The sequence below is a fragment of the Desertibacillus haloalkaliphilus genome, assembly GCF_019039105.1.
GTDB classification, from domain to species: Bacteria; Bacillota; Bacilli; order Bacillales; family KJ1-10-99; genus Desertibacillus; species Desertibacillus haloalkaliphilus.
Genome location: NZ_JAHPIV010000001.1, coordinates 349,928 through 362,733 on the forward strand (window position 1 = coordinate 349,928; position 12,806 = coordinate 362,733).

The 12,806-nt window shown below is 40.9% G+C and carries 14 protein-coding genes; 3 read left to right on the top strand and 11 right to left on the bottom strand.

From position 1 onward, the window contains the following. Positions 1–43: 43 nt before the first annotated feature. The 5 genes from ytkD to KH400_RS01670 all read right to left on the bottom strand — a co-directional run bounded on the left by ytkD (position 44) and on the right by KH400_RS01670 (position 2,517). Positions 44–517, bottom strand: coding sequence for an RNA deprotection pyrophosphohydrolase (gene ytkD / locus KH400_RS01650; RefSeq protein WP_217221560.1), 474 nt, complete (start codon positions 515–517; stop codon positions 44–46). Positions 518–759: 242 nt separating this feature from the next. Continuing rightward, positions 760–960, bottom strand: a complete 201-nt coding sequence (locus tag KH400_RS01655) for a cold-shock protein (RefSeq protein WP_217221432.1) — start codon at positions 958–960, stop codon at positions 760–762. 132 nt (positions 961–1,092) lie between these two features. Further along, complete coding sequence (locus KH400_RS01660; RefSeq protein WP_217221433.1) at positions 1,093–1,638, bottom strand: YwpF family protein; 546 nt, start codon at positions 1,636–1,638, stop codon at positions 1,093–1,095. Positions 1,639–1,659: 21 nt separating this feature from the next. Next, positions 1,660–1,803, bottom strand: a complete 144-nt coding sequence (locus KH400_RS01665) for a hypothetical protein (protein WP_217221434.1) — start codon at positions 1,801–1,803, stop codon at positions 1,660–1,662. 198 nt (positions 1,804–2,001) lie between these two features. Next, positions 2,002–2,517: a DoxX family protein gene (locus KH400_RS01670; protein ID WP_217221435.1), complete on the bottom strand. Its 516-nt coding sequence runs from the start codon at positions 2,515–2,517 to the stop codon at positions 2,002–2,004. A gap of 333 nt (positions 2,518–2,850) precedes the next feature. On the opposite strand from KH400_RS01670, the gene KH400_RS01675 reads away from it, so the two are divergent. After that, the gene (locus tag KH400_RS01675; protein WP_217221437.1) at positions 2,851–5,049 is read left to right on the top strand and encodes a PAS domain-containing protein; all 2,199 of its coding nucleotides are present in this window, start codon (positions 2,851–2,853) and stop codon (positions 5,047–5,049) included. 226 nt (positions 5,050–5,275) lie between these two features. Here the strand turns inward: KH400_RS01675 and KH400_RS01680 are convergent, their stop codons facing one another. From KH400_RS01680 to KH400_RS01690, 3 genes are all read right to left on the bottom strand, one after another. Beyond that, on the bottom strand, positions 5,276–6,451 hold the full coding sequence (locus tag KH400_RS01680; RefSeq protein ID WP_217221438.1) for a MalY/PatB family protein: 1,176 nt from the start codon (positions 6,449–6,451) through the stop codon (positions 5,276–5,278). A 39-nt stretch (positions 6,452–6,490) separates the two neighbouring features. Further along, complete coding sequence (locus tag KH400_RS01685) at positions 6,491–6,886, bottom strand: (deoxy)nucleoside triphosphate pyrophosphohydrolase (RefSeq protein WP_217221439.1); 396 nt, start codon at positions 6,884–6,886, stop codon at positions 6,491–6,493. Positions 6,887–6,993: 107 nt separating this feature from the next. Beyond that, positions 6,994–7,152, bottom strand: a complete 159-nt coding sequence (locus KH400_RS01690) for a hypothetical protein (RefSeq protein ID WP_217221440.1) — start codon at positions 7,150–7,152, stop codon at positions 6,994–6,996. Between the two features lie 439 nt (positions 7,153–7,591). Between KH400_RS01690 and KH400_RS25240 the strand changes: the two genes are divergently transcribed. Together KH400_RS25240 and KH400_RS01695 are read left to right on the top strand one after the other, a co-directional pair. Continuing rightward, entirely contained in the window at positions 7,592–7,717 is a 126-nt protein-coding gene (locus KH400_RS25240) for a hypothetical protein (protein ID WP_281418620.1), read from the top strand. Positions 7,718–7,863: 146 nt separating this feature from the next. Continuing rightward, positions 7,864–8,490, top strand: coding sequence for a LysE family transporter (locus KH400_RS01695; RefSeq protein WP_217221441.1), 627 nt, complete (start codon positions 7,864–7,866; stop codon positions 8,488–8,490). A 22-nt stretch (positions 8,491–8,512) separates the two neighbouring features. Here KH400_RS01695 and KH400_RS01700 read toward each other — a convergent pair whose 3' ends face one another. The 3 genes from KH400_RS01700 to KH400_RS01710 form a co-directional block, all read right to left on the bottom strand. Further along, positions 8,513–9,877: an amino acid permease gene (locus KH400_RS01700; protein ID WP_217221442.1), complete on the bottom strand. Its 1,365-nt coding sequence runs from the start codon at positions 9,875–9,877 to the stop codon at positions 8,513–8,515. 379 nt (positions 9,878–10,256) lie between these two features. Continuing rightward, positions 10,257–11,711 (bottom strand): sucrose-6-phosphate hydrolase, encoded by a 1,455-nt coding sequence (locus KH400_RS01705; RefSeq protein ID WP_217221443.1) that lies wholly within the window; start codon positions 11,709–11,711, stop codon positions 10,257–10,259. A 27-nt stretch (positions 11,712–11,738) separates the two neighbouring features. Further along, on the bottom strand, positions 11,739–12,692 hold the full coding sequence (locus tag KH400_RS01710; protein WP_217221444.1) for a carbohydrate kinase family protein: 954 nt from the start codon (positions 12,690–12,692) through the stop codon (positions 11,739–11,741). Between the last annotated feature and the right edge of the window lie 114 nt (positions 12,693–12,806).

The window sequence follows — 12,806 nt, forward strand, 5'->3', positions numbered from 1 at the left end:
TCGTTTCGTTTTTATACGATTAAATCAAGGCTCATCGTCGCATTTACAACAGACCTCGCTTTTGAAGTTGCTCAATCGTCAGTGGTAAAACCTCGTCCTTCATGATAAAACTATAGCGCTTTTCTTTCTTGACCGCCTCAGGGAGTTTGTCAATGAGGACTGGCCCATTCGTTTCTAAGTAATCTGCTTTTGCTTCTAATGAATCAATAACAGCATAATAAATATTTTTAACCAGCGTGTCCGCCTTACTCGTCACTTCGTATTGTCCAATATACGTAAGCATACGAATATATCCACCTGTTTCTTCAAACACTTCTCGACTCGCAGCGTCCTCAGGATGCTCTCCGTTCTCAACTTTCCCACCCGGAAATTCTAAACCTCGACCCGAGTGTGACGTTAACAACCATTGACCCCGAAAACGACAAACCACCCACACATGCTTTGGGTTATTTGAAAAAGGATGATTGGAAAATGATAGTCTCACATCATGCCCATAATAATCTTTAAAGGTTAACACCTGCTCCATATGTATTCCCCATCTCTTCTGATCTCCTCATTTATTGTAAAGGATTTCCGACATTTATCCAACAACGACACCTTTCTTGTCGATATAACCCTCCTAAAAGAATAAGAGCTCTACACTATCCACACGGCAAGGGGCGCGCGGCAATACTCGCCTCTATTAGTGTACTTTATCTTTACTATCAACGACAAAAAGCACCCTTAAAAAAGAGTGCTTTTTGGTGACTCCTATATGAGTTAAGCTTTCGTCACATTGACAGCTTGAGGTCCGCGGTTTCCCTCTTCCACTTCAAAGTTAACAGCTTGACCTTCTTCTAACGTCTTAAACCCTTCTTCTTGAATCGCTGAAAAGTGAACAAACACATCATCTCCACCTTCAACTTCAATAAAACCAAAACCTTTTTCTGCATTAAACCATTTTACTTTACCAGATTGCATAAAACATATCCTCCTAAAAAATAAACACATGCATGTGCGTATTGTTTTTATGACTGCTTCATGGGTACTAGATAGTGCCATGAAGTCGTCAGTAAGTAATATGTTCGTAAGAGGAGGAAATTATGCACATGGCTAATCGTTATTTTTTTGGAGACTTTGTTTAGAAGGCAAAGCTGATTCTTCGAAGACAGCGTCTATATCTAATGAGCCAGTTTGCTGCAGTTGCTTATACAGCCGCTCTTTCAAAACAGTTGTGACTCCTTCAACAGACGTTCGTTTTGTAAATTCAGTCAGCAGTTCTTCACCACTGTAACCTTCACGTACGATTTGTTTTAGGATCGTATTGACGATTTGATCTTTTCTCACCGCCAATGAACCCGTAAAGAGGACACTGATTTGTTTTGACAAAGTGGTCATTTGTCGAATCGTTGCTGTCATCGTAGCTGGAAAATTACTTTCATTTGTAATAACCACTTCAATTAAAATCTGCTCTTGTTTTTCAGACAGACGTTCAAAAAGATCCTTATACTTGGTGCTGACAACAGCATCAATTAACCACGATTGTCCATCCACTTCTTTGTTTACGATCAATCCATCATCAAGTGGGATATTCTTGAGGTAGACACCTTCCCCTTCATCTAAGAGCATTTGCAATGAGTACAGTTTGAAGGTTTTCATCGTCTCACCTTCTTTTTATAGTCAATTTTTTTGTTCCTTAGAAACTAATTCAGATTCTCTCTCTTCCATCCATTTAACTAGATCCCTTTCACTCTCTGTTAGCTCACGACCTAAATTTGTACGAAATTCATCTACCAACTCATTATATACGAAATGAACATCCATCTGATTACCCCTCTTTATTAGCATAGTTAGCAAAATGAATACAGGCTCGCTCTATCCTTTTCTTGCCAGGATAGTATATTACACTTTCGCTAAGATTATGATAAATCCTGCAACAAAAGTCTAATTATTTAGATTTTAATTGTAAATAAAACGATTAGAGCCCTTTGTTGCTTATTGCTTCAAAGGGCTCATCATTTATTATGCTGCTTTTGCTTCTCGGTTTTCGTAACGTACCTTGTTGCTAAACATGTGCTTTAGGTAAGGGAGCACCCAACGGTCTCCACCAAACTTACCAGCATTTGCACCTGCCGCTAAAATGAACATTGAAATAAGCACTAACAATGGGTTTGTTGAAATTGTTCCTGCGAACATAAAGCTAAAGTTCATTACAACACCAAAGAATGCTGCTGCAGTCGTAAATACACCTAAAATAAGTCCAAGTCCTACTAACACTTCGCCCCAAGCAACAACTACACTAAATACTTCTGCATTCGGAATTGCAAATCTTTCAAGAAAAGCAACATAACTCGGGTACTGGAGTTGCTCACCTGACATGACCGGGTTAGCCACAGATCCTTGAAGATATCCAGCGGCACTAAAGTCACCTGTTACTTTCCCCCATCCTGCTGTCAACCAAGCCCATCCGACATAAAGACGTAAAGCTGTTAATATTCCTGCTACCCATACATTATTTCTTAAGAAATTCATAAACATAGATGATTCCTCCATTATTATATATTTTTATTTTGATGAGATAACAGCTGCTGTTTTAATTGTGAAGAATTTCACATAAGTTTGTGAAGTGTTTCACAACCTCTAGTCATAGTATAGAATAGACGTCATTAAAATGCTAGTGTGTTCACGATTTATTCAAAATAAATAGCGATAATTGTGTCAAATTTGTAGCCACCACAGATTCATGACTCATCTTTTAGAAAAAGGCTGTCACATTTTTATAACCTTTGTCGAATGAGTAGAAATTGAGGTTCATTACCAGTACTATAGCTTATAGTGATTTTTTAATGTCTACAAAAAGGGTGTATTCGAATGGTAGAAGAAGTACTTTTTCGACAAGCGTTTCAAGCTGCGAATGTCGGCATTGGAATGCTTGATATCAACAATCGTTGGCTAAAAGTAAATCCTGCTTTTTGTGAGATGGTTGGTTATTCAGAAGAAGAGTTATTATATATGACAGATGAGGCAATTACCTTTCCAGACGACCTGAAACATGAAGCGGAATTAAAAGACAAACTGTTTAAAAAAGAAATAAAAAATCTTCACATTGAAAAACGATACATCCATAAAGACCGTTCAATCCTCTGGGTTTCTTTACATATCTCAATGGTCTTTAATGAGAATGATCAACCTCAATGTTTTATCATTCATGCTGAAGATATAACAATGAAAAGGCAAACAGAACAAACAATAGTTGAAAATGAACAAACGTATCGCCTTATCGCCGAACAATCAGCTGATATCGTGGGCAGATATTATCCAGACGGGACAATTTTTTATTGCTCCCCTTCTGTCCGTGAAATTCTGGGCTATGAGCCTTGTGAAGTGATTAATAAAACACCCTATGACTATGTCCACCCCGATGACCAACATAAACTTGCCGCGTGTCACAACCAAGTGACCAACACAAACAAAGAAAAGACGTGCGCTCGATTCCGTACGAAAGACAATACATTTGTTTGGCTCGAATCAATCATAAAAAGCATCAAAGACCCCACAACAGATCAACCAAAAGAAATGATCGCTTTCTCTCGCGATGTAACAACAAGAGTAACAGCTGAACATGAATTGAAAAAATCGAAACAGCGTTTGGAACAACTATTTAAGCACATTAAACGTAGTTTAGATGGAGTCACTGATAGCTTCATTACTGTTGATAAAAACTTTTGCTTTACCTTTATAAACAAAGAAGCCGAGCAAGTGCTCAATCATAGCCGTACCAAATTGATTGGAAAGAATCTTTGGAGTACATTTCCTGAATTAGTAGGCACTAATTTCGATTTAAAACTCCATCAAGCATTCGCAGAACGATGTGCCATTCAATCAGAGTTCTACTTTCCAACACTTGATGATTGGTTTCATTTTCGCATTTATCCAACTGAGGAAGGTGCGCTCATTTATTTTCTAAATATTACGAAACGAAAGCAGATCGAAACAAAGCTAAGTGAGAGTGAGGAGCGGTACCGCAGCTTAGTCGAGTTCTCACCAGAGTCAATCGTTGTGCATATTAATCAAAAGGTTGTCTATATTAATCCTGCCGGTGTCGCACTTCTTGGAGCTACCGATCCTAGTGATGTGATTGGCAAAAGAATATGGGATTTCTTCCCTGAAGAAAATCATGATGTTCTCTACCAAAGCTTCAGGCAAAATTTAAATGGTAACCATAAGCAACGGTTCACAGGCCACCAAGTAACAACTTTGGACGGGGAGACAAAACATATTGAATTTACAACGAAACGAATTATGTATGAAGGGAAGCCAGCCGTAAAAGCAATTTTACGTGATGTGTCTGAACGGAAAAAATACGAAGAGTTAATGTCGAAATCAGAAAAGCTATCGCTTGTTGGTCAATTAGCTGCAGGTGTTGCTCATGAAGTTCGCAACCCGTTAACTTCGATTAAAGGCTTTGTTCAAATCTTTCAAGCTTCTAAATCGTACAATGACGAGTTTGCACGAATCATCCTTGACGAGCTTGATCGTGTGGAATCGATTATTTATGAATTTTTAACACTTGCAAAACCGAATCAAGAAATGGTATTTAAAAAGCTTGACCTAAAGCTCTTGCTAGAGCAAGTCGTTACCTTACTTGATACACAAGCGATGTTTCGTGATCATCAAATCTTCACTGACTTTGATGAATTACCATTCGTCGAATGTGAGGAGAATCAATTAAAACAAGTTTTTGTTAATATTATTCAAAACGCACTTGAAGCAATGTCCTCAAAGGGAGCCGTTTATATTAAACTCAAACGGCATAGCGAGGAAACCATCTCGATTGATATTACCGACACTGGACGCGGCATGTCTGATGAGCGGATACGTCAATTAGGTGAGCCTTTTTATTCTAATAAAGAAAAAGGGACAGGCCTTGGGCTGATGGTCTGTTTTAAAATTATTGAACACCATAACGGCAATATCCATTTTTCCAGTAAAGTTGGTAAAGGTACAACCGTGACCATCACACTACCTATTAAACAAAACAAACACGCCTATGAACTCATTTCCCAATAAAAAATAGGAGAAGTGTTAACAGTTTACCTTCCTCATACATGAATAAGAAAACAGGTGACATGGCTTAGAGGCTTGTTCTCTAAGTCATGTTGGTTTTACTCCCCACCCTATCAATGGCGCTCACCACTAATGCTTAATATAATAATAATGCCACCTCAACAAAGGAATTATTATTACATAAAAAAACGCATGTGTGCTATTAAGCCACATACGTTTTCATTCATCTTTAAAATTCCTGTTCTTGATATGCACGCTTCAACCGTTCAAGCCCCTCTGTTAAGGTTTGACGTGGACAAGCGATGTTCATGCGCTCAAAGTCTTTGCCTTCCTCTCCAAAAGTACTCCCGTGACTTAAGGCAACTTTCGCCTTGTCCTCAAGCCATTTTCGTCTTTCTGCAGCGGTCATCCCTAACTCGCTGCAGTCTAACCAAACTAAATAAGTCCCTTCTGGCTCAACAACCTTAATTTTTGGCATATGCTCGCCAACAAAGTTAATCACATAGCGTAAGTTATCTTCTAGATAGGCTCTTAGCTCCGTTAGCCATGGCTTTCCATGACGATATGCGGCTTCTGTTGCGACACTAGCGAATAAATTAGGCATAAATAAAAATTGATTTTGCAAATGCTTGGCAAATTTTTTATAGTATTGCTCATTTTCAATAACTGTAATTGACGATTGAATCCCTGCTAAATTAAACGTTTTACTTGGAGCAAGGCAAGTGATTGTCCGATTGGCAGTATCGCTTGATAGACTTGCAAACGGCACGTGATGGTGACCGTTTAACATAAGGTCGGCATGAATTTCATCAGAAATCACAAGTAGATCGTGCTTTTTACAAATCTCAGCTAACCGTTGCAGCTCCTCTTTTGACCAAACTCTCCCTGCTGGGTTATGTGGGTTACATAGGATAAGCATTTTCGTATGTTCGTCGATGCTAGCTTCTAGGTGATCGAAATCGAATCGGTATTGTTTTCCGTCAAACTGAAGTGGATTTTTAACAAGTCTGCGGTTCACATTTGTAACCACACTATAGAACGGATAGTACACCGGGGTTTGTATGATGATTTTATCGTCTTCATCCGTAAACGCCTGAATCAATTGCGTGATCGTCGGTACAACCCCCGCTGTGTACTGCAGTGCTTTCGGATCAACGGTCCAGCCATATTCTGTTTTAAACCAGTTAACGACGGCTTGATCAAGTGATTCTGGTCGCACCGTATATCCTAAAATCCCGTGCTCAACCTTTTCTTGGATTGCTTCTAACACGGCCTCTGGTGCGCGAAAATCCATATCAGCTACCCACATGGGCCAAAGATCTTTTCCATTATAAAGCTTATCTACAGCATCCCATTTTGTTGAATTCGTATTTGTGCGGTCAATGACTTTATCAAAATTCCCCATGATCGCGAATCCCCCTCTTTTCGTTACATATGTTAAAAATTAACATGATGATGTAATCTTTTCAACTGTTTCGACATCCGCAGGTGCCCATCTAAGCTCTTTTAATTGATTGAAAGTACACCAACGAACCTCATCATGTTCGGTTGCTTTTGGCACACCTGACGTAAGTGTAGCCCAAAACGTATGTAAATGGACGATTTTATCACTGTATTCATAAACAGTATCTGTAATTTTGTCTTTGACAACAATGTCGCAATCAAGCTCTTCATGAATCTCCCGACGTAGTGCTTCTTCTAACTGCTCACCTTGTTTTACCTTACCACCTGGAAATTCCCACAGATTAGCCTCCGCCATCTTTTCTGAGCGTAACGCCGTAAACACTTGCTCATTCTCATTTTTAATAACCGCAGCAACAACGGTAATGGTTCTTTTCACCTTTCTCCCCCCTTCTTCCTTCAATCAACGTCTTTTTCCTCAGTAAAAGGCGGCGCGAGTAAGCGCAACGCCCTTCCCTGACTACTCCTCCTTGTTCGCGCACCCCATTAGCTTAAGGATGGCTTCATTCGTTTTGCTTGTCGCTGAAGGGATTCGCGAACTTCCACTTCAAGCATATCTTCAGCCAATTCTTCATGATCCGTATTTAATGGACGAGGGTCATTATTATTTCTTGACGATTGTCCATTCCAATTTTTCTCAACCATTGTATCCCCTCCTTGTCCCATAGTCTACTGAAAAAAACTGAAAACATTCATTGCTGATCTTTCCATGTATGTAAAATTAGGTTTAAAAAAAGAAACACTGGACATACTAACAACTAGATTGCGGTTATACCGAATCTTCCTCTCCCCTTTAACGCTACAGTGGTTACCACTGTAGCGTTTTTTATATGTGTCTCCTCAAAGGTCGCTCTTTACCTTTGAGGAGATATATATGTAATGAGCGAAGTCGCTACCATGTTTTAAGGACTACGATGGGTGGTTTCCCCAGCGTAGGCCGCGTAGCGTACGAAGCCATTACATCTTTTGTCAAAGGTATGCTTTTAACCTTTTAGCGATGAAACTTCCAGCTTCCCCCGAACATAACAACTCAGGCGAGCGGAAATGATAATACTGAACCGACAACAAGGGGAGGTTTTTCTCTGTGAGTAAACGCTCTAAATCAAAACGCTTTATGCAAAAAAGCAAAGATGCCGTTCAACCACGTAACCAAAAAGGCCGAATTACGATTTCTAAATTCGGCGATGCACTTGAAGATAAACAAAAATAACGACCATACCCCCTTAAGCTTGAGGATTCATTCGTATCCTCAAGCTTTTTTATATTTTTACGGTTTTTTTAGTTGTACGAGCACGACTTTCTGAATAAGATGTACGAGCCATAAATTTTCGGAACCGCTTGGAGGTGCCCGTACATATGAGTATTTTCTTTAGCTATATTATTTTAGGTTTATCACTCGCTGCTCCGATCGGTCCTGTCAATGCAGCTCAATTAGACAAAGGGATCAAAGGAGGTTTCCTACACGCTTGGCTTGTAGGGCTTGGGGCCACCATTGCTGATGCGATTTATATGATGCTCGTTTATTTAGGCGTGGTCCATTTTCTCGAGGTTTCATTTATGCAGACATTTCTCTGGTCCTTTGGCTTTTTTGTATTAGTCTATACCGGGATTGAGAGTTTGTTTGGCGCTGGCAAAGTCGAAGCAAATATGAGAAGTAGTAGGGAATCACATGCGAGATCTTTTTTTTACGGATTTTTCATGTCGCTCACGAACCCTCTAACGATTTTGTTCTGGTTAGGGATTTTCGGGTCGATTTTAGCGAAAACAGCTTCATCCTATGGGACAAATGAGCTGATTCTGTATAGTGCTGCGATTTTTATCGGGATCACACTATGGGATGTAACGATGGCAGGACTTGCGAGCAGCTTCCGCAAATTTTTAACGAACCGATTATTGAAAGGTATTTCTTATTTGTCCGGTCTGTCGTTGATTGGCTTCGGACTCTATTTTGGCTATCAAGCGTTACAAGCTCTGTTTCAATAGGCCTCACGGTGACCGTGTTCGCTCATTCAAGACGATCGAATACGGTCGATTTTGGTTTCTCGCCCTCAGTCTTCTTCCACATCCGTGACATGATTAAGGTCACAAGAGCAATAACAACGAGAAAGATCAGGCTTACGTAAAGGCCTGGACGACTCGTATCATGCACAAGTGTTCCACCTACCGCTATCAAAATCAATACCATACCTAAGATTCGTTTTATTTTCTCTCCTGTTGATAATGAAAGCAGTCGCCCGAACGAGCCTAGAATAAACACCCAGTTGTATAAGAGCATCAAGCCAGCTGCGGTCGTTAAGTACTCATAGATTTTTCCTGGCATGAGGAGTGCTAATAAGACAGAGATCCCAGCGCCTAATGTCGTAACACCAATTGCAGGCAGGGCGACTCTTCCTTTTACCTTTTTAGAAAGAAATGCTGGTGCGTCTCGGTCTTCAGCCAGTGTTACAAGAATACGAATCACTGCAAATAAGGCGGCCACCATCGTTGAAAAGCCAGCGATGATTAACACCGCATTGAAGACATGCGGAACATAAGGGAGGTTATATTGGTTTAAAGCCAGAACAAATGGGCTTTTATCCGTTGTCATCGCCTGCCATGACACCATTGTAAGTGCAAGTCCAATTGAAACGACATAAATCAACGTTAAACCAAATAACATGATTTTCCCTGACTTTGGTGCCTCTTTTTTATCTTTAAGACGAATCGCTAAAAGCCCCATAATTTCAATCCCTGCAAATGCATAAAAGCCGTAAATGACTGATGACCAAAGTCCAGTCACCCCACCTGGAAAAAATCCTGAGAGTGTCTTTGGCACATTTGTTTCCCCATTACCTTCACCCAAAAGACCAAACAATGCCGCAACAGCAAGGATGATGAACATGACGATCGCTGCAATTTTCAGAACGGCAAACAGCCCCTCCACACGGTCGAAACCTTTTGTTCCAGTAATAATAACGATAATACCTAGAATCGCATAGCCGCTTGCAAATAGCCAGAGCGGAACATCCGGGAGCCAAAAGCGAGAAAAAATGGCTAGCGCGGTCATTTGACTGCCCATGATTAACATTTCCGATGCCCAATACACCCAACCGCTTGTAAAGCCAGCCCAGCGCCCATAGGCATTTTTGGCATATGTACGAAATGATCCTTTCTGTGGATCAGCTACAGTCATTTTTGCCAGGGCTTCATAAACTACATATGTCCCAATCGCTGCCAGCACAAAAGAGAGCATGACGGCAGGACCAGCCATGCTAATCGCAATGCTAGAACCGAGAAAGAAACCCGTTCCGATAATACTTGCGATTCCAAGCATTGATAATTGCCACCATTTTAACTTACTCTCCCCCTGATTACCGGAATTAACCTTCATACGATTCACCCCCGAGCTTCTGTGCTCCTATTTTGCGAAGGAAGTCAGAGGTTTATGTACACATTCATTGATAAAAAAAATTTGAGCAATCTATGTATAACATTTCAAAAATTAGGAGATAACTACTATTATAGGTTGGTAATGTCATTTTAAGTTTATCATTCTCTCCCCCTTTTTACGCGCTATAGCACCGTTGCTATAGCGTTTTTTATTAAAGCACTGATATTCGCTCGACCCTGACCGAGAAGCCAAAGGCACCGCAAACGGCTGACGCCGTTTGGGGTCTTGCTAGGAGGGGGGTATCTTAACAAGCTAAGGTAATGTTCGTATAGATGATTCAAATCAGGAAAGGGAGCTGTTACACACAGCTCCCTAAACTTTATTTATAAATTGAATGTATGTCCCACTTGCGAATTCGACACTTCACTGACTGCCCACTTAAAAACGATAATAGTTGCTCTCCTGTTGGGAAGATCCTTGCTGTAAACACCTCTTCACCATCATTAATAAACAGTTCAATCGACGAGTGATCGAGATAGATTCTTAATGAATGAAGCTCGTCAAGCGCGCATTGACGGACCTCTACTTCATCAGATGTAAACTTTTTTCTCTCAAGTGTAAAAAGTGATTGTTCTCGGTCAAAAACAACTTTAGCCGTTTCACTAATGTTTATTTCAAAGTGATTCGGATGCTCAGCAAAATCATCAATGATCAGTTCGATCGCTCCACCTTCAATGCCAGCAAGTGTCTGCCCCTGTTCTGAAATGGTTACTCGATCATAGGAAACACCTTCACTACGAAGGTTTGTTAACTCTTCAACTGGTTTCTGGTAGAGTTTACTACCCACAAGCTTTAATTCTCGTGGGATTGTCATCGCATGAATCCAGTGATGGTCAATCGTTGGATGCTCATCTTCATATTGTTCTGGCACCCCCATCCAAGCAAACAATAAGCGGCGCCCGTAGCGATCCACCATTGTTTGTGGCGCATAAAATTCAAAGCCACGATCTAATTCTGTAAATGAACCGTGGCGATACGTCGCTGTTTCATAATCCAGTTCACCTATGAAATAGCCTGATTGGTACGTGTTTTGATAATAGGTACCTGTTGGCTCGAGTCCTTGCGGGGAAACAATCAAAATGTCTTGTCCATTTAAATGAAAAAGATCTGGACATTCCCACATATATCCAAACTCATCTAACTGATCTGAATGTGAACCAGTGATTGCCCCGCGATACTGCCAATCCACTAGATTTTCAGATTGAAAGAGAACGGCTTTTCCTTCCTGTTGCTCACTTTGTGCTCCGATAATCATATACCAGCTATCGTTATGCTTCCAAACCTTCGGATCACGGAAATGTGCCGTATAACCTTTAGGCAGCGTAAGGACAACTCCTTTTTTCGTAAAAGTGATCCCATCCTCACTTTCAGCGAGACATTGATACGTCTCACGATTTCCTTGCTCATCTTTGACATTACCCGTATAAAAAAGCTTCAGCTTCCCATCATGATCAATGGCACTTCCTGAGTAACAGCCATTTTTTTCGAACCATTCGCTTGGCGCGAGGGCAGTGTTTTCTGATTGCCAAGTGACTAAATCCTTTGAGGAGTAATGACCCCAAAACTTGGCACCATGCGCTGTTTTGAACGGATTCCATTGATAAAAAAGGTGATACGTCCCGTTCCAGTCAATAAATCCGTTTGGATCATTTAATAATCCAACTGGTGGCATGATATGAAAATCTAGGCGGTATTTATCTGCCTGAACAGACGATTGGTGCTTTTCTACCTCCAAAGTGGCTTGTTTCATTAACTCTTGTTCTCGCTCAGTCATGTCTACAGCTCCTTTGCTTTTGTTTCATCATGAACGGCTCTGTAAAACGTCTTTCACTTGTTCAAGCGTAGGTAAAGCTGTCATGGCCCCTTTTGTCGCTGCTGCTAATCCACCTGATACGCTTGCAAATTCCATCATTTCTTTTAACTGTTGCACAGTCATCTCTGAAAAAGAACCTTCATATTGGTCCAGCTGATAAAGAATACCTGATACGAAGGCATCGCCTGCTCCTGTCGTATCCACTGTCTCTACAGTCATCGCTGGGACGTGAGTCAGTGAATCCTGATAATAAAGGTAACTTCCACCTGCCCCAAGCGTAATTAATAAGGCTGGAATGTTATAGTCTTTGAGCGCTTGAACTCCTGCTTCGATCTCCTTGAATCCTGTAATAAACTCAAGCTCTTCTTCTGAAATTTTTACAAGGTCAGCTTCACTTAGCATTGAAACAATCGTTTCACGGGCTGTCGTCTCATCAGGCCATAGCGATAACCGCAAATTCGGATCATAAGAGATGAACAAGCCCTGTTCTTTGGCAAGTTGAACCGCTGTTTTTGTCGCCGTTTTTGCCGGCTCACTAATTAAACTAATCGATCCAAAATGAAGGATGTTATGATCTGTGAACAACGATGGATCAACTTCATCAGTCGTTAGCATCCGATCTGCACTTGGGTCAATATAAAAGTCAAAGCTTCGCTCACCATGCTGATCAAGCGTTACAAACACAACCCCCGTCCTCGTATCCGTTGTTAAATGCATGTGGTCCGTTCCAACGTTATAGCGCTCAAGCGTTTCTTTTAAAAAACGACCGAGGACATCGTCACCAACTTTGCCTAAAAACGTTGATTTTGCTCCTAGACGCGCAAGACCGACAGCAACATTTGCTGGTGCACCGCCTGGGCTTTTTTGAAATGAAAGGTTCTCTTTATCAAGCGGGATAAAGTCGATTAACGCCTCACCTAAACTAATAACTCCATGTTTCATTGCTTTCCCTCCGTTCTGTTAAAAAAAGAGAGCCGTTCATCCACGACGATCCCCCCTCGTTTTAGTAGTCTCTCGAGGTGAATATAGCTTGGCTTTTTTACGACAGCTCTCTCC

Bases quoted from the DNA above. Each gene is read 5' to 3' on its own strand.
- KH400_RS01655 (WP_217221432.1), bottom strand. From the start codon at position 960: ATGCAATCTGGTAAAGTAAAATGGTTTAATGCAGAAAAAGGTTTTGGT.
- KH400_RS01660 (WP_217221433.1), bottom strand. From the start codon at position 1,638: ATGAAAACCTTCAAACTGTACTCATTGCAAATGCTCTTAGATGAAGGG.
- KH400_RS01665 (WP_217221434.1), bottom strand. From the start codon at position 1,803: ATGGATGTTCATTTCGTATATAATGAGTTGGTAGATGAATTTCGTACA.
- KH400_RS01670 (WP_217221435.1), bottom strand. From the start codon at position 2,517: ATGTTTATGAATTTCTTAAGAAATAATGTATGGGTAGCAGGAATATTA.
- KH400_RS01675 (WP_217221437.1), top strand. From the start codon at position 2,851: ATGGTAGAAGAAGTACTTTTTCGACAAGCGTTTCAAGCTGCGAATGTC.
- KH400_RS01680 (WP_217221438.1), bottom strand. From the start codon at position 6,451: ATGGGGAATTTTGATAAAGTCATTGACCGCACAAATACGAATTCAACA.
- KH400_RS01690 (WP_217221440.1), bottom strand. From the start codon at position 7,152: ATGGTTGAGAAAAATTGGAATGGACAATCGTCAAGAAATAATAATGAC.
- KH400_RS01695 (WP_217221441.1), top strand. From the start codon at position 7,864: ATGAGTATTTTCTTTAGCTATATTATTTTAGGTTTATCACTCGCTGCT.
- KH400_RS01700 (WP_217221442.1), bottom strand. From the start codon at position 9,877: ATGAAGGTTAATTCCGGTAATCAGGGGGAGAGTAAGTTAAAATGGTGG.
- KH400_RS01705 (WP_217221443.1), bottom strand. From the start codon at position 11,711: ATGACTGAGCGAGAACAAGAGTTAATGAAACAAGCCACTTTGGAGGTA.
- KH400_RS01710 (WP_217221444.1), bottom strand. From the start codon at position 12,692: ATGAAACATGGAGTTATTAGTTTAGGTGAGGCGTTAATCGACTTTATC.